Source organism: Janthinobacterium sp. 17J80-10, from assembly GCF_004114795.1.
Classification (GTDB): domain Bacteria; phylum Pseudomonadota; class Gammaproteobacteria; order Burkholderiales; family Burkholderiaceae_D; genus Paucimonas.
In genome coordinates this window covers 740856-757273 of record NZ_CP035311.1, presented here as the reverse complement: position 1 = coordinate 757273, position 16418 = coordinate 740856, and the positions used below count along the sequence as shown (strand labels likewise).

The 16418-nt window shown below is 62.2% G+C and carries 17 protein-coding genes; 5 read left to right on the top strand and 12 right to left on the bottom strand.

Annotated elements, in window-relative coordinates; all coding sequences use genetic code 11:
- Positions 1 to 201 precede the first annotated feature (201 nt).
- The 3 genes from EKL02_RS03305 (at position 202) to hslU (ending at position 3700) form a co-directional block, all read left to right on the top strand.
- On the top strand, positions 202 to 1596 hold the full coding sequence (locus tag EKL02_RS03305; protein WP_128900715.1) for an STAS domain-containing protein: 1395 nt from the start codon (positions 202 to 204) through the stop codon (positions 1594 to 1596).
- Positions 1597 to 1802: 206 nt separating this feature from the next.
- Positions 1803 to 2339, top strand: coding sequence for an ATP-dependent protease subunit HslV (gene hslV / locus EKL02_RS03300; protein WP_128900714.1), 537 nt, complete (start codon positions 1803 to 1805; stop codon positions 2337 to 2339).
- Between the two features lie 17 nt (positions 2340 to 2356).
- Complete coding sequence (gene hslU, locus EKL02_RS03295; RefSeq protein WP_206732444.1) at positions 2357 to 3700, top strand: ATP-dependent protease ATPase subunit HslU; 1344 nt, start codon at positions 2357 to 2359, stop codon at positions 3698 to 3700.
- Positions 3701 to 3711: 11 nt separating this feature from the next.
- On the opposite strand, the gene EKL02_RS03290 is transcribed toward hslU, so the two are convergent.
- Genes EKL02_RS03290 through gspG form a run of 12 tightly spaced genes read right to left on the bottom strand, consistent with a single transcriptional unit; the run spans position 3712 to position 14743 of the window.
- On the bottom strand, positions 3712 to 4344 hold the full coding sequence (locus tag EKL02_RS03290) for a type II secretion system protein N (RefSeq protein WP_128900713.1): 633 nt from the start codon (positions 4342 to 4344) through the stop codon (positions 3712 to 3714).
- Between the two features lie 30 nt (positions 4345 to 4374).
- Positions 4375 to 5595 carry a type II secretion system inner membrane protein GspF gene (gene gspF / locus EKL02_RS03285; protein WP_128900712.1) on the bottom strand — a complete coding sequence of 407 codons (1221 nt, stop codon included), beginning with the start codon at positions 5593 to 5595 and terminating at the stop codon, positions 4375 to 4377.
- Positions 5596 to 5603: 8 nt separating this feature from the next.
- Positions 5604 to 7043: a type II secretion system ATPase GspE gene (gene gspE / locus EKL02_RS03280; protein WP_128900711.1), complete on the bottom strand. Its 1440-nt coding sequence runs from the start codon at positions 7041 to 7043 to the stop codon at positions 5604 to 5606.
- Positions 7044 to 7059: 16 nt separating this feature from the next.
- Positions 7060 to 9240 (bottom strand): type II secretion system secretin GspD, encoded by a 2181-nt coding sequence (gspD, locus tag EKL02_RS03275; RefSeq protein ID WP_164931937.1) that lies wholly within the window; start codon positions 9238 to 9240, stop codon positions 7060 to 7062.
- The gene (gene gspN, locus EKL02_RS03270; RefSeq protein WP_128900710.1) at positions 9240 to 10001 is read right to left on the bottom strand and encodes a type II secretion system protein N; all 762 of its coding nucleotides are present in this window, start codon (positions 9999 to 10001) and stop codon (positions 9240 to 9242) included. Before gspN ends, gspD begins: the two co-directional genes overlap by 1 nt.
- 47 nt (positions 10002 to 10048) lie before the next feature.
- Positions 10049 to 10567, bottom strand: coding sequence for a type II secretion system protein GspM (gene gspM, locus EKL02_RS03265; protein WP_128900709.1), 519 nt, complete (start codon positions 10565 to 10567; stop codon positions 10049 to 10051).
- The gene (gspL, locus tag EKL02_RS03260; RefSeq protein WP_128900708.1) at positions 10564 to 11826 is read right to left on the bottom strand and encodes a type II secretion system protein GspL; all 1263 of its coding nucleotides are present in this window, start codon (positions 11824 to 11826) and stop codon (positions 10564 to 10566) included. The genes gspM and gspL overlap by 4 nt, the downstream gene beginning before the upstream one ends.
- An 18-nt stretch (positions 11827 to 11844) precedes the next feature.
- Positions 11845 to 12816: a type II secretion system minor pseudopilin GspK gene (gspK, locus tag EKL02_RS03255; RefSeq protein ID WP_128900707.1), complete on the bottom strand. Its 972-nt coding sequence runs from the start codon at positions 12814 to 12816 to the stop codon at positions 11845 to 11847.
- Complete coding sequence (locus EKL02_RS03250) at positions 12813 to 13484, bottom strand: prepilin-type N-terminal cleavage/methylation domain-containing protein (protein WP_128900706.1); 672 nt, start codon at positions 13482 to 13484, stop codon at positions 12813 to 12815. The genes gspK and EKL02_RS03250 overlap by 4 nt, the downstream gene beginning before the upstream one ends.
- Before the next feature lie 8 nt (positions 13485 to 13492).
- On the bottom strand, positions 13493 to 13876 hold the full coding sequence (gene gspI / locus EKL02_RS03245) for a type II secretion system minor pseudopilin GspI (protein ID WP_128900705.1): 384 nt from the start codon (positions 13874 to 13876) through the stop codon (positions 13493 to 13495).
- Between the two features lies 1 nt (position 13877).
- Entirely contained in the window at positions 13878 to 14348 is a 471-nt protein-coding gene (gene gspH / locus EKL02_RS03240; protein ID WP_128900704.1) for a type II secretion system minor pseudopilin GspH, read from the bottom strand.
- A gap of 8 nt (positions 14349 to 14356) precedes the next feature.
- On the bottom strand, positions 14357 to 14743 hold the full coding sequence (gene gspG, locus EKL02_RS03235) for a type II secretion system major pseudopilin GspG (protein ID WP_241687899.1): 387 nt from the start codon (positions 14741 to 14743) through the stop codon (positions 14357 to 14359).
- Between the two features lie 362 nt (positions 14744 to 15105).
- On the opposite strand from gspG, the gene EKL02_RS03230 reads away from it, so the two are divergent.
- Together EKL02_RS03230 and EKL02_RS03225 are read left to right on the top strand one after the other, a co-directional pair.
- The gene (locus EKL02_RS03230; protein WP_128900702.1) at positions 15106 to 15498 is read left to right on the top strand and encodes a GtrA family protein; all 393 of its coding nucleotides are present in this window, start codon (positions 15106 to 15108) and stop codon (positions 15496 to 15498) included.
- A gap of 78 nt (positions 15499 to 15576) precedes the next feature.
- A complete protein-coding gene (locus EKL02_RS03225; RefSeq protein ID WP_128900701.1) occupies positions 15577 to 16413 on the top strand; it encodes a hypothetical protein in 837 nt (278 codons plus the stop codon).
- The last annotated feature ends 5 nt before the right edge of the window (positions 16414 to 16418 follow it).

Here is a 16418-nt window from a genome sequence, read left to right as displayed (position 1 = left end):
TCGCACTAATGCCAAAACATGCGGCAACAAGCCGGCTTCATTTGACAAATTCCTCCCGTCAAGCTGTAATCGTCATCCGGCATATGCTTTGCGGCTATAATTGCCATAGGGTTTTCGGTCTGCAATGACCAGCGCTATACCTGGCAGTTGCCCCCTATCGGGGTGCGACGCGCGGCCAGGGGTAATCGGGACAGGAGAAACGTGGGGATTTTTTCGTTTTTAGGCAAAAAGGACCGTCAATCGGATACATCCGAGTCTGACAAGGATACCTCGCGTCGCAATCCCAACACAGAGGCCGGGCGGACATCCGCCCCGCGTCCTGCTTCCCCCCGCACGGCTGCGCGCACTGCGCAGCAGCTCGATGCCGCCCGCGCAACCGCTGAGAAAATCGACGCCATCGAATCCGAGATGACCTCGGAAATGGGACGCAGCCAGCGCAAAAAGGCCACTGAACCAGGAGTCGCCCCTGCCAAGGCAACCGCCGTTGGCCGCGACACCCAACCGGCCAACAGCTCGGCCACATCCTCGTCCATCTTGCCAAATCTGGGCGAAACCACGGGTTTCGGGCTCGATACCCGCGCCGGCAATGTCGTCGTCGAAAGCTCGGAAACACCGCCGGCTATTGAAGAAGCGGCTATCCTGTTTGCCAACGAACAAAACGACATGGTCGAGCAAATGCTCCTTGGCGCGATCCATGACGCGTCGCTGGGCGAAAAGAGCCAGATCGTCTGGCGCATGCTGTTCGACCTGTACCAGATTACCGGGAAACAAGAACAATTCGAGCACCTGTCCATCGAATTCGCCGCCAAGTTCGAAACTTCCCCCCCGGCCTGGGACGACCAGCGCCATGACCAGCAATCCGGCACCGTCCAGCCGACTGGCGCCACACCGGCCATCACTTTTTCCGGGAAGCTCGACAGCGCCATCGCCAAGCAGCTCGATCGTGCCCAGAAGCTGAGCGAAAAGAATGGCGTGTTGCGCCTGGAATTTGCACGCGTGACAGAAGTACAGGCCGACGGCTGCGAGCTGTTGCTGGCGACCCTGAAAAAACTGCAAAAATCCGGCTTTGAACTGATCCTGGTGGGCGCGCCTGACCTGGCGACGAAGATTCGCACCATCATCGAAACCGGCCGGCGCGACGACACCGACGCCCCTTGGCTGCTGCTCCTGGAAATCCTGCAATTGCTCAACCGCGAGCAGGAATTCGAAGAAACCAGCATTGATTATTGCGTCACGTTCGAAGTCTCGCCCCCGGCGTTCGTAGCCCCGAAGAAAGTGTCGACGGCAATCGACGTACCGGAAAAAATAGCCGACCATGAAACAGAGAAGTTCCTGATGCCGGCAGTGGTGGATGGTCGCAGCGATGCCATCAACACCATCAATGTCTACGTCAACCGGCAAGATCCCGCAGTCATCGACTGCAAGAACCTGATGCGCATCGATTTCAGTGCTGCAGGCCAACTGCTGTCCCTATTGGCACCCATGGCAGGCAAGGGCAAGTCGATTGAATTTTGCAATGTTAATTATCTGGTAGCGGCATTATTCCAGGTGATTGGTCTGCGCGACGTGGTACACGTCACCCTGCGCAAACATTGAATCCGGCGGAATTTCCCGCCCGCCTCTTCCTCCGCCGATGCTTGCCGCATTTCCCTGCAGCGCGACCTTGTAATCGCCGCGTTGGCCCCCATTATTTCAATGTTGCATTCCCGCCCGGCTTGAGCTGCTTCAATGTGCCGCCCCAATTCTTTGGTGGCTAGCCGGGACGCAGCGCAGAATAGCGGCATCCACAAATTGAGGTACTCATGGAACAATTTCACGGCACCACCATCCTTTCCGTCCGTCGCGGCAATATCGTAGCGCTCGGCGGCGATGGCCAGGTGACCCTCGGCAACGCCGTCATGAAAGGCAGCGCCCGCAAGGTCAGAAAGCTTTACCACGGCAAGGTCCTGGCCGGTTTCGCCGGCGGCACGGCCGACGCCTTTACCCTGATCGAACTGTTTGAAGCGAAGCTGGAGAAACACCAGGGCCACCTGCTGCGCGCCTCCGTGGAACTGGCCAAGAACTGGCGCACCGACCGCATGCTGCGCCGCCTGGAAGCCATGCTGCTGGTGGCTGACCGCGACGCGACCCTGGTCATTACCGGCAATGGCGACGTCCTGGAACCGGAAGACGGCATCGGCGCCATCGGCTCCGGCGGCCTGTTTGCGCAATCGGCGGCCAAGGCACTGCAGGAAAACACCGATCTCGCGCCACTCGATATCGTCAAGAAATCGCTGACCATCGCAGGCGAACTGTGCATCTACACGAACCTGAACCACGTGATCGAAACCCTCGAATAAATTCACCGACAGACATCATGAACATGACCCCTCCGGAGATCGTCTCCGAACTCGACAAGCACGTGGTCGGCCAGGCCAAGGCCAAGCGCGCGGTGGCGATTGCGCTGCGCAACCGCTGGCGCCGCCAGCAGATCGACGAGCCGCTACGGCACGAAATCACCCCGAAGAACATTCTCATGATCGGCCCGACCGGCGTGGGCAAGACCGAGATTGCACGGCGCCTGGCCAAGCTGGCCGATGCGCCCTTCATCAAGATCGAGGCCACCAAGTTTACCGAGGTCGGCTATGTCGGCCGCGACGTCGACACCATCATCCGCGACCTGATCGACATCGGCATCAAGCAGACCCGCGAAACCGAAATGCGCAAGGTGCGCCCGCGCGCCGAGGATGCCGCCGAAGACCGCATCATCGATATCCTGGTGCCGCCGGCGCGCGACTTCGGTTTCCACGCCAGCCCGGCGCCGGATGATGAAGCGCAGGCCGGCAATGCGACCCGCCAGACCTTTCGCAAGCGCCTGCGCGAAGGCAGCCTGGATGACCGCGAAGTCGAGCTCGAGGTGTCCGAGGCGGCACCGCACATGGAAATCATGGCGCCGCCGGGCATGGAAGAAATGACCGAGCAGATCAAGTCGATGTTTTCCGGTATCGGTGGCGGGCGCAAGAAAAAACGCAAGCTCAAGATCAAGGATGCCCTGAAGCTGCTGGTCGAGGAAGAGGCCGCCAAGCTGGTCAATGAAGATGAACTGAAGCAGAAGGCGATCAACAACGTCGAGCAGAACGGCATCGTGTTCCTCGACGAGATCGACAAGATCGCCACCCGCTCCGAGGTCGGCGGCGCCGACGTCTCGCGCGCCGGCGTGCAGCGCGACCTGCTGCCGCTGGTCGAAGGCACCACGGTCAACACCAAGTACGGCATGATCCGCACCGACCATATCCTGTTCATTGCCTCCGGCGCCTTCCACCTGGCCAAGCCGTCCGACCTGATTCCGGAACTGCAGGGGCGTTTCCCGATCCGGGTCGAGCTGGAGTCGCTGTCGATCGCCGATTTCGAGCGCATCCTGACCTCCACCGACGCCTGCCTGACACGGCAATACGAGGCGCTGATGGCAACCGAGGGACTGACGGTGGAATTTGCCGCGGATGGCATCAAGCGGCTGGCTGAAATCGCCTATTCAGTCAATGAAAAGACGGAAAACATCGGCGCCCGCCGCCTGTACACGGTGATGGAAAAGCTGCTGGAGGAAGTGTCTTATTCAGCCACCGAAATCGCCGACAAGACCGTGCATATCCACGCTGCCTACGTCGATGACAAGCTGGGCGCACTGGCCATCAACGAAGACCTGTCGCGCTACGTCCTGTAAAGGCGGGCACGCTAGCGGTTCGGCGCCGGGATATTGACGACGCCATTGTCGGCGCCCGGCGCCGACTGCATGGTTGGCGGCGCACTGGGGTAACCGGGAAGGGGTTTGAGCACCGACGTCGAGCCAGTGATTGGCCCCGGCGCCATGACGTTGCCGCCCGGCGCAGTGGAGGGTGGCGGCGCCACCGGCGCCGGCACCGGACTGGTGGGCATGGGCGCCGTCACCAGCATGTTCGACTGGCCCCTGGCACTTTCCGGCAACTCGACCCGCTTGATCAGGCCATGTTCGGAAAGCAGGACATACAGGGGATGCACTTCCTTGACGGTGACGCCAGACATGACTTCCTTGCCAACCGGCACAGCAGCCGCGGGCTTGCCGTCGGCCGACAGGATGGCGGCACTCTCGCCTGCCGTACCCGACATCACCACCCCCTTCAGTTCGTAATTACTGGCCACTGCCACGGCGGCAGGCCGGCCACCAAACAACGAGGCAGCTGCATCGATGCGCACTTCGGCCTGGGCCTGCTGTGGCGGTTGCGCGACTTCACGCGTGGCTGGCCTGAACAGTTGCAACCCCCAATAGGCGAGCGAAGCGCACAGCGCGATGAACAGGATGAAACTGGCGACGAGAGGCAACTGCTTCATTGAAGTCCCTTGATTAATCATTAATGCACCCTAGCGCACCAGCTGGTTGATCTCGATGATAGGCATCAGCACCGCCAGCACAATCAGCAATACCACCACGCCCATGGCCAGGATCAGCGCAGGCTCCAGCAGGCCGGCAATCGTCAGGGCGCGCCGCTCCAGGTCCTGCTCCTGGGCGTTGGACGCGCGCTCGAGCATGGCCGGCAGCTCGCCGGTGACTTCGCCGGCGCGGATCATGTGGATCAGCATCGGCGGAAAATGCTGGTGCGCCGACAGCGCCCGGGCCAGGCCCACACCCTCGCGCACGCTGTTGGTGGCGTCTTCGACCTGCTCGCGCATGGCGACGTTGGAGAGCGTGTCGCGGCTGGTCTGCAGGGCGCGCAGGATGGGCACGCCTGAACCGGTCGTAATGGCCAGGGTGCTGGCAAAACGCGCCGTATTCAGACTGCGCTCGAACTTGCCATACAGCGGCGCATCCAGCAGCCAGGTATGCCAGCGCAGCTTGATGGCGGGATTTTTCAGCATGTTGCGCCATATCAGCAGGGCGCCAACCACGACCACCGCGACGATCCAGCCGTAATTGCGCACGAAATCCGAAATCGCCAGCATCACCACCGTCAGGAACGGCAGCTTCTGCTTGGTATTGGCAAACACCGAGACGATCTGCGGCACGACGTAGGTCAAGAGGAAGATCACGATGGCGAATGCCACCACGGTGACGATGGCGGGATAAGTGAATGCCAGCTTGACCTTTTGCACAAGGGAATTGCGCCGCTCGATGTAATCCGCCAGGCGTGACAGGACGCGCGCGAGCTGGCCGATCTGCTCGCCCGAGGCGACTAGGGCGCGGTAGATATCGGCAAAGTCGCGCGGATGCTGGGACAGCGCATCCGACAGCGAAGCGCCGGCCATCACCTCGGAACGGATCGAGGCGATCAGGTCGCGCACATAGGTACGCTCGGCCTGTTCGAGCAATGCCGTGAAGGCTTGTTCCAGCGGCAGGCCGGCTTCCAGGAGGCTGGCCAGCTGGCGCGTAAAGAGGGCGATCTCGACCGTCGAGAGCTTGTCGCCGAAGGCGCGCGGCTTGGTCTTACCGGCGGCATCGAGCTGGGCGGCAATCGCCTCGACCTTGATCGGCAAAAGTCCCTGGGCGCGCAAGTCGGCGCGCGCGACGCGCGCGCTGTCGGCGTTGACGACGCCTTTTTTGGTACTGCCGCCGGGATCGACGGCTTCATAGCGGAATGCTGGCAAGACGCAACCTATTCTTTGGTAACACGCAAGAGTTCAGCCTCGGTGGTAAGGCCCTCGGCCAGCCAGCGCTCGCCATCCTCGCGCATGGTGCGCATGCCGTTCTTCTGCGCGGCGATGCGGATCTCGGCTTCGGATGCCTGGTTATGGATTTGCGCGGCTATTTCGTCGTTGGTCTGCAAGAGCTCGTAGACGCCGACGCGCCCCTGGTAACCGGTCTGGCCACACTGGTCGCAGCCGACGGCATGCCAGATATTGCCGTCGTGGCGGCGGCAATGCGGGCACAGCTTCCTGACCAGGCGCTGCGCCACCACCCCGAGCAGCGAGGAGGACAGCAGAAACGGCTCGATGCCCATGTCCAGCAAGCGCGTGACGGCGGCGGCAGAATCGTTGGTGTGCAGCGTCGCCAGCACGAGGTGACCGGTGAGCGAGGCCTGCACGGCGATCTGTGCGGTTTCCAGGTCGCGGATTTCGCCGATCATGATGACGTCAGGATCCTGGCGCAGGATGGCGCGCAGGGCCTTGGCGAAGGTCATGTCGATCTTCGGGTTGACCTGGGTCTGGCCGACGCCGGCCAGCTCGTATTCGATCGGGTCTTCCACCGTCAGGATGTTGGTGGTGGAGGCGTTCAGGCGCGACAGCGCCGCATACAGGGTAGTGGTCTTGCCGGAACCGGTCGGACCGGTCACCAGAACGATGCCGTGCGGCTGTGAAATCAGGCGGTCGAACTGCGGCAATACATCCGCGCTCATGCCGAGATTTTTCAGGTCGAGGTGGCCGGCTTCCTTGTCCAGCAAACGCAGCACGGCGCGCTCGCCGTGGCCGGTGGGCAGGGTCGAGACGCGCACGTCAACCGGCTTGCCGCCGATGCGCAGGGTGATGCGGCCGTCCTGCGGCAGGCGCTTTTCGGCGATGTCGAGCTGCGCCATGATCTTGATACGCGAAATCAGCGAGGCATGGATTGCCTTCTTGGGCCGCACCACATCGCGCAGCGAGCCGTCAATGCGAAAGCGCACCACCGAGACCTGTTCGAACGGCTCGATATGGATATCGGACGCGCCTTCGCGCAGCGCCTGCGTCAGCAGTGCGTTGATCATGCGGATCACCGGGGCGTCGTCGGCGGATTCCAGCAGATCCTCGATGGCCGGCATGTCGCGCATCAGCTTGGCGAGATCGAGGTCGGACTCGTATTCATCGATCACCTGGGCGGCGTCGCCGCCAGAACCTGCATAGGCCTGTGCGATGGCTGCTTCGAGTTCCTCGGGCGACATCGACTTCAGGCGGATGCGGCCGAAGCGGCGGCTGACCTCGGCAATGGCCGCGGGCTGGGTGGCTTCGGAAACCCAGACCTCGACCGGTGCGCCATCGGCGCCGGCGCGCCGCGCCAGCAGCGCAAAGTCGCGCGCGTACGCGTAAGGCAGCAGGCGGGCTTCGATTGTTGCGTTTTCCATGACTGTTTCCGATGACTTACCGCGGCAGCGCAGGTACCGCACCAGGCGCCGGCACGGCTTGCGGCTGGGCATCCTGCGGCTGCGGAGCTTGCGGCGAACGCTGCAGCATCGCGCCGCCCAGGCCCTGTTCCGGGCGCCCGTTAATCAGCGGCGGCAAAATCGATCCAGGCATATTCGGCAGCATCAACGCCGGCTCCGGCTGCGCGGCGACTTGGGTATTGCGGATGTAGCCATAGCGGTCTGCCGCGACATCGGCATTCTGCGTCGAACTGCGGATGATGGTCGGCCGCAGGAACACCATCAGGTTGGTCTTGGTGCGGCCGCGCTTCTGGTACTTGAACAAATTGCCGAGCACCGGAATATCGCCCAGGCCTGGCACCTTTTCCTCATTATCCGAGGAATTGTCTTCAATGAGACCGCCCAGCACGATGATTTCACCGTCATCGACCAGCACATTGGTTTCGATCGAGCGCTTGTTGGTGATAATGTCGGAGGCGTTACTGGTCGGCAGCACGTTCGAGGTTTCCTGGTAAATCGCCATCTTGACCGTGCCGCCTTCGGAAATCTGCGGCTTGACGCGCAGCGACAGGCCGACGTCCTTGCGTTCGATGGTCTGGAACGGGTTGGTGGTCGCCCCGGCCGAAGCCGTCGTGGTGTACTGGCCGGTCACGAACGGCACGTTCTGGCCGACGATGATGCGCGCTTCTTCATTGTCGAGCGTAATCAGGTTCGGCATCGACAGGATATTGGCATTGTCATCGGTTTCCAGCGCGCGGGCGATCGCCCCCAGAGTAATATCGCCGGCCACCTGGCGGAATATGCCGAGGTTCAAGCCGTTGCCGGGTGGCGTGCGGGTCGCGCTGGTGGCAACCGCCTGGTTGATCAGGTTGTTGCCACCGGTCTGGAACCCGGTCAGCGTGCCGACGCGGTAACGGCTTCCGGCGTCACCGGTAAGTCCCGCCCACTGCACGCCGAATTCGGCTGCGCGCTTGGCGCTCACTTCGACGATCAGCGACTCGACATAGACTTGCGCGCGGCGCGCATCGAGCTTGTCGATGACCGCACGCAGGTTGCGATAAACCGCTTCGCTGGCGGTGATGATCAGGGTATTGGTGGACGCGTCGGCCTGGATGAAGCCGGCGCCACTGCCACCGCCAGACTGGCCGGCCTGCTGCGCACCGCTGCCCAGCTGGCCGGACTGCAGGCCGGCGCCGGAAGCGGCGCCCTGCTGTCCCGGCGCGGGTTGCTGCGACAGTCCCGAACCCTGCTGGCTGGCCGGCGCCGAGGTGTCGGACGACACCACCGCGCGCAGCGTTTGCGCCAGCTTGGTGGCTTCGGCATTCTTCAGGTACACCACGTGCACATTGCCCGGGTTGGCAGTGGGCTGGTCGAGCTTGGCGATCAGCGACTTGGCCAGGTTGGCGCGGGCAGACGACGGTGCGCGTACGATCACGGCATTGGTGCGCGAATCGGCCAGCAGGCTGACGCGGTCGCCGACACCCGTGCCGGGCGCCGGCTCCATCAGTCGGTTGACCATGGTAGCGATATCGGTGGCGATCGCATGGCGCACCGGGATCACGTCCATGTCGCCGGAAGCCGGGCTGTCGAGCGCGGCGATGATCTTGCCGATGCGCTTCAGGTTATCGGCGTAATCGGTGATCACCAGCGAATTGGTGCCGGGGTTGGCGTTGATGGTGTTGTTGGGCGAAATCAGCGGTCGCAGCACCGTCACGAGGTTGGCGGCGGATTCGTAATTGAGGCGGAAGATCTGGGTGGCGATCTGGTCGCCGCGCGCGCGCGCGCCTGCACCGGCCTGGATCGGGCCCGCCTGCAGCTTGGCATCGGCTTCCGGCACCACCTTGGCGAAACCGTCGCCGATGACCACCGTATAGCCCTGCAGGCGCAGCGCCGAGGACAGCAGGCTGAACGCCTCCGACTTCGACACGGGCCGTTCGGAAATCAGGCTGACCGTGCCCTTGACACGCGGGTCGATCAGGAAGGTCATGTTGGTATAATGGCCCACCGCCTTGACCACCGACTCGATGTCGGCGCCGACGAAATTGAGGACCGCCTCTCCCTTGGCAGGTTCCTGCGCGTAGGCCGGCGGAAGCGCCAGCGCGCACATCAGGGCAGCGGCCATGCCGGTGCGGCACCATTGGCGGCCGGTCTCGAATTTCTTGCTTGGTTTGGTTTTCATTATTTGAACTCTAGCGCGATCACGTTTTTATTACCTTCCCTGCGGCGCTGCCCCAGGAGGTTCAGCAGGTTGCCCAGCCGTTCTTCCTGTCCTGCCTCAGCTTCCGCTTTCCCTGAGAACCGCAGCCTGCCGTTGGTCAGCATGCCTGCCCCGGACAGCAGCATCGGTCCTTTTGTCGTCTTCAATGTCATCTGCGCCTGTTGTCCCTGCCAGTCAAACGCCAGCACATACGCGCCCAGCGGCTTGACAGGCGACAGCCGCGAAGACATGTCCTGCATCTCCAGCGTCATCGTGCCTTGCAGGGCGGCCCCCTGCCCTTCGCGAACCAGTTGCAGCTGCGACCACGACAGCCGCATTTTTCCTGCTGGCTGGATCGTGTTCAATGGCGCTCCCAGGCTGGCCAGGCGCTCGGCCGGCAAATCCAGCGCCGCGCTGCCCACGCGCCAACTGCGCCAGCTGCCCTCGACAGCCAGCGGCTGCGACAATACGCCGGCATTTTCCACAATCAGCGACGTCTTACCCACCAACACCAGCGGCGACAAACGCCAGTTGAAACGTCCCGGCAACAGCGGCGTCACCGGATCATTCCCACTGGGCGCAGCACCCAGAAAGGCCGAGCCGCGCCACAGTGAACCCTGGGCATCGCCCAACGTGAAGCGACCGCCGGTCTGCTTTTCCAGCAAGGCACCCATCCAGCTTGCAGGCAGGAATACCAGCACGGTCAATGCTGCAGTGGCAATGCCTGCCAGTAACCATAGCATGAGGCGACTGGCCCTGCCTTTGCTTTTACTCACCCTTTTATTCACCCTTATTCGCTCTTTTGTTGACGCAAGGTCAGACTTGCATTAACAGTATCGGGGGACTGTCCCTGCGCCGTAATATTGGCATCGGCCACGGTGACCCTGGCGGATTTTTGCATGTCGTCGAGCCACGCAATCATACCGGCAAAGGATACGGAGGAAAGCTGAACTTTGGCAAGGTCCGTGCCGGCCATCGCGACATTTTGTGGCTTCAGCCCCGCCCGCGTCATGGCAGCCTCAATGCTTTCTCGGCTCATGGGCGGCGGCGGCGGCGGCGTTTCACGCGCCAGCGAGGACGCTTGCAGCGACATGGCTTGTACTTCAGCGGCTTGCTGGCGCAAGGTGGGCAAATTCTTTTGCAACTGCTTGCCGCCGAGGTAGGCAGGTTCCAGCAGCAACATGTAGGTCAGGCCAAGCACAACGACGATAGAGGCAAGCAATAGTTGCTTACGTTCACGTTCATTGCGCGCGCCCCAGAATTCAGTTGCGGCCTGGCGGTAACGGACGATGGCGGAAGGGGTAGTCATTTACTGCTCCGGATCTGCCAGACATTGGCGGTTTTCGGGGTCAGGGACAGGTTGCGGGCTGCAAGGGCTGCCTGGATTTGTGCAGTCGGCGCCTCCCCTTCTGGCTTCAGGGTGACTTGCAGGGTGCGTTCGTTATATTCAACTGTGGCGATACCAGGGCCGGTACGGCCCTGCATGGCCCCCTGCCAGGCTTCACCGAATGCCGAAGCAAGCACCAGGAAATCGTCGGGTGCGGCCTGGCCGGCGCGTTGTCGGGCAAGATCGATGTTGCGGCGCATTTGCAACACTGGATCGCCCGTCAGTGGTTCTTTCGGATAGACCGACTTGAAGGTTTGCGTCATGGCGGCGCGCAACTCGCCGGCCTCGCCTTTCAAACGCAGCCATTGGAAATTCAGGACGCCGATATTTACCAGCAACAGCAGTCCCGCCAAGACCAGCGGCCAGCGCCACGCGCGCAAATTCAGGCTGGGGCCGCCGCCGCCGCCTAATCCGGCAGCCAGATTGAAGGGCAAACCGCGCACGCCGGCAATCCAGCGCGGCCAATTGTCGGCAAACAGCGCAATGCGCTCTTCTTGCCCCAGTGCTTCGGCGGCCGCCTGCCAGGCTGGAAGGCGCGCTTGCTGCACGTAGAGTGCAATGGGCTGGTGCGGCACCAGGGCGCACAGGGTTTGCAGCGCTTCGCGCGCTGCCGCCTCAGGTTGTGCCGGCAGTAGCGCAAGGCCGATGCCTTCCTGCTCCCCTGTACGAAGGGCAAGATCGACATCCAGGCTCGCGCCGGACTCGGCAAAGGTCGCCGCTACGGTGTCGGGCTGGTAAGGCAGGCACAGCTGCAACGGCAGCACGGCAACACTGCGCGCACCCAGCGCCAGGACGCGTTGCACGGCATTTTCCAGCCACGTACGATTGACCACGGCAATCGTACGCAAGCCTTCGGACATGGCGGGCCCGGCAGCCAGGATGCATTCTGCCGGGTCGGTCATCAATTGTTCCTCGACCAGGTTCGGCAAGGCTGCCTTGAGCCTGGACGCGGATAATGGCGGCACCTGCACCTGCAACAGGTTGACGTCGCTGGCGGCCAGCAGCACCACGACTTTCTGCGCCGCGCTGATCGCCTCGCCCAGTTGCTCGAGCACGGCAGTGCCTTCACGCTCGACGGCACCACTGTCAGTGGCCAGCGCAAAATGGCATTCGGGCGCCGCCTCGGGGGAGGCGTTCTCGATGGCGGCCTTCGAAGGAAATCGGATATACAGTGTACTCAAGGCATTCTCGCTGTTTTTTTAGTTTTCCCGGATCCAGATCACTCTCGGCATTGCCGCGCCTTCGCGCTTCATCAATGCCTGCACTTCCAGCCCCGCACGGTTCATGCTGACCTTGCCATTCACCAGAAAATAACTGGTCTGGATATCCAGGGCGTCGCATGTCATGTTGGTTTTACCCAGCCGGGTTCCGATTTCGCACTTATCCCTCAGGAACGCCTTGTCTCTGCTGGCCACCAGCGTTGTCGCATCAGCGGATGACAGTGTATCAATAGTCTGCAGTTTTGCCGCCAATACTTCAACTGGCGCGGTATTGGCATTGATTAATGTCGTACCCGGCAATATCACCACGAAGTCCCTGAGCTTGGCCAGCAACTCGGGCGTAACGCTGGGAATAACCAGCAAATCATCGACATACTCGATTCTCGTCGGACGTGGGCGCGTATTGTCGGTACTGGCGGGCTGCGCCGGCGCGCCCGGGGCAGCGGCCTTGGGCTGCCCGGCCGCCACCGCTTCGGCGACAGACTGGGCCAGGGCCGGATTCATGTGCAACTCCGACAGCAGATTGCGAAACACCGCGAGCTCGGCGATATTGATCTGGCCGCCGGTCGCCAGGTTGTTGAGGTTGAAGCGCGACTGCGCATCGATCATCCCGCCCGACAGCTTGGCGTCGCCCGCATCGCTGTCGGCCTGGCCGTTTTCCACATACTGGTCCAGGCGGGTCTCCGCCAGCGGCACGGCCCATGGTTCGCCAAGGTGGTCGGCACCGGAAGTGGCCGCATCCGCGCGCAGGATCAGCGCCGACCAGTCCAGGGCGCCGCGCAAGATCCACTGCTTTTGCAATTGCAGGCGCTGGTTTTCAATCGAACGCACCTGTACCTGCTGCTGCCAGAACAGGCTGGCGACGATGGTGATCGCCAGCGTGGTCAACAGCAGCGCTGTGACCACCGCCACGCCGCGCTGCCGGCCCAATCGCGGAAATGGCCGCGTCATACCGGCCCCAGCAGAAAGGTCTTTGTCAGGACGCCGGGGCGGCCGTTCAGCTGCAGGGTCACTTCGATGCCGGTCGGTACCGCCAGTGTCGTCGCGGAATTGCCGGCGCCGCTGGACACCACATCCACGCCGGGGACACGCCAGCCGGCGCCATCATTGAGCCAGGTGCGGATGGTCATGCCCGCCACCCCGGATTGCAACGCCACGTGCGCGGCCCCGCCCGTCGCGCTGGTGACCGACAACCACAGGCGGTCCAGCGCCTTGAGGTCGCGCGTGGCCTGCGACTCGCGCCGCGACAATACGCCATTCTCGAGCTGGTAAGCCACCAGCTGGATGCGCGATGGCTGGTTTTCAATGAATACCTGACGCACCAGGACGATGCGCCCGGGCTCCACCATGATCGGCAGGCGCTCCGGTATCGTTTCCAGGTCGACGATCTGGGACGAATCGCGCTGCATTTGCGCAAACGCCAGCTGCAACCCGCGCGTCTGTTCCAGGTCTGTGGTGAGGGCAATCCGGGAACGCACGATACTGTCCAGGCCGCGCCAGCCGAGCACGGCGACGATGGCCAGCACCGTGATGGCGACCAGCAACTCAACCAGCGTGAAGCCACGGCGCGTACGTGCGCCGGCGGCAGGGAAGCGGGAGAAACGACCGGGCGCGCGCATATCCCTTCCTAACCGTTGTTGGGAACGATCTGCGACAGCTTGATGATGCGCCGCTGCAGGTTTTGTGCATCGAACACGCCAACCTCGACGCGCCGGAAACTGACGTTCGGCGTTGGCAGGACTTCTTCCTCGCAAACCAGTTGCAAGTCGGCCTGGGGACATTCGAAAGAACGCTTGCCCAACGGCGGCCATTCGCGCGCAAGGCGGATTTGCGAGAGGCGGTTTTCCGCCGACCAGGTCGCCATCATCGAGGCGCGCAAGGCGCTGCTGTTTTGCGTCAGGCTGCCGACGGCGCGCAGGCTGGCGCCAAGCGCGGTGCCGACGATCACCAGCGCCACCAGCACTTCGAGCAAGGTAAAACCGCCCACGAAACGTCCGCCAATGCCGCGCATGTCAATCCACCGTGAAATTGCCGATGCCGTCGGCGCGGATGGCCACGCTCGCATCGCCGAGCGAAAGGCTGAGCACGAAGGGTTTGTCGACCGGCTCGCGACCGAAAACGATGCGCAGCATGTTGTTCTGGTCCATCATGGGAGGATCGATTGCCAGGTTGACGGGGGCCCGCTTGAATTCGCGCTCGCGCAGCATGTCGTCTTTCTCGATCGGTTGCCAGACATTGTTTTCATTGCGGACCCAGAACCGGTAGCGGTACTGGTCCACCTCGAAGGCAATCGGCCGGTTGCGCACGATTGCTTCGTCACGCGCCAGCTGCAGCAGCAGGGCGATGCGCTGCGCCTCGTTCTGCAAGGCCTGCCGCTGGCTCGGCATGGCATTCAGGGTCACGAAGCCCAGCATGATGCCGGCGATGACCAGCACCACCAGCAATTCCAGCAGCGTGAATCCGCGCTGCAGCGGTTGCTTCATCAAGCGGCCTACAATTCCCACGAACCGATATCGGCGTCAGGACCGGCGCCGCCGGGCTGGCCATCGGCGCCGAAGGAAAAGATATCGACTTCCCCCTTCATGCCCGGCGACAGGTACTGGTAGGGATGGCCCCACGGATCGTTCGGCAAGCGCTCCAGGTAACCGCCGGTTTTCCAGCCGCGCGGTTCGGGGCCGGAAGTGGGCTTGGCGATCAATGCTTGCAAGCCCTGCTCGGTCGTCGGATAGCGCAGGTTGTCGAGTTTGTAGAGTTTCAAGCCTTGCATGATGGTGGAAATATCCTGGCGTGCCGCGATGATGCGGGCGTCATCGGTGCGTCCCATCAGCTTGGGAACGACCAGTGCGGCGAGGATGCCCATGATCACAACCACAACCATGATTTCAATCAGGGTAAAACCACGCGCGCGGCGCAGTAAACCAGTCTGCTTCTTAAAAACGGTCAAAGCATTCTCCATGAGACTTTAATTACAAAAAAGGAACGGTAGAGTGGGCGAGTATAAGGCCGAAGTGGCCATTCTTACACTGGCCGAATGGTGGTTAAAACGTGATTTGCAGAAAAATTGATGTAAAACATGAATATGATGTACTTGATACACCACGAATCTTTGCAATATTAAGACGTCCAAATTCCCAAAAAGTGCCCCACGGGATACTATTGAAGGTTCGGCCGGGCCAATCCCGACATTTCAATCCAACTTTGGCTTTTCTTCCCATGAATGTTTCTGGAAAATCAGGCGGCATGGCTGATCTATTCCGACAATTTGTGCGTTTTTTTGGCGTCGGCTGCGTTTCCGCGATTGGTCACTATGGCCTGCTGATTCTCCTGGTGCAAGCCGCGGGCATGGCAGCCGTGCCGGCCTCTGCAGCGGGTGCGCTGCTGGGCGCCTGGATCAATTACAGCCTGAATTACCGCTTCACGTTTCGCAGTAACAAGCGGCATGCCGAAAGCGTTACCAAGTTCGCCATCGTTGCGGCAATCGGATTGCTGCTCAATACCTTGTTCATGTGGATCGGCGTCGACTGGCTGGGCCTGCATTACCTGGCAGCCCAGATCGTCACCACCGCCCTGGTCATGGTGTGGAGTTTTGTCGCCAACCGGTTCTGGACTTTCCATGTCCGCGATGGAAAATAGCAGCAGCGGGCGGCGGGCATGCTGCTATCATGGCACACCCGTCCATGTCCAAAATGCCAACTACACTACACCAAAAGCATGAGGCCTCATTTCCAATTGTCGCGCGCCCTGCTGCGCCTGCTTTCCCTGCTGCCGATCCTGCTGCTGGCGCTGTCGGCCCAGGCGGGCAATATCTCTTTTAACCTCAGCATTACCGGCAACACACTCACGCTGAGCAACCAGGGCGACAGCCCGGCATTCCAGCCCAGCGTATTGCGTCTGCTGGACGACGGCCGATGGGAAGTTTTGCAGCCAGCGCCCGGCGGCGCAGCGCCAATGGAATTCAAGCCGCAGGCGCAATATCAGCTCGCATGGCCGGCGCGACCGGCCCCGGCCAGCGCGACTTCCCTGGAAGCCCTGCGCCCGGTGATGGTGCGCTTCTTCGACCAGGCCGGCGCCGAATTTGGACAGATATCCTTCTTCGACCGGGCGCAACCGGTCAGCGATGACCTGACCGTGGAAGCTGGCTATACCGACGGCCGGCTGCACGTCACGCCGCCGAAAAACCCGGCAATCAAGGCCAGCTGGCTGGTGGCGGCCCGGGAAGAAGGTATCGCCTCGCTATCCGAGGCCGTGGCGCCCCAGTCACAACCCGATGCAGTGCGCATCGAATGGCCAGCCGGTGGCGCAGCGCAAAGCTTCGACCTCGGCCGCGGCATGCCGGTCGCCTTCCTGATTCACGAAACTGCCCAGGGCCTCTACTCGCAAGTCGTGCCTTCAGGCCGTGTGCCTGGACGCCAGCAGCGCGCAACCTGGCTGGACCGCAGCAAGCAATTCGGCATCGCCGCCATTGCGGCGTTGTTGGCTGGCGCAGCCCTGCTGGCCTGGCATCTTGCCGCAACCCGGCGCAAGCACCCCGTCCGTCCCCAAGCCTGATAAAA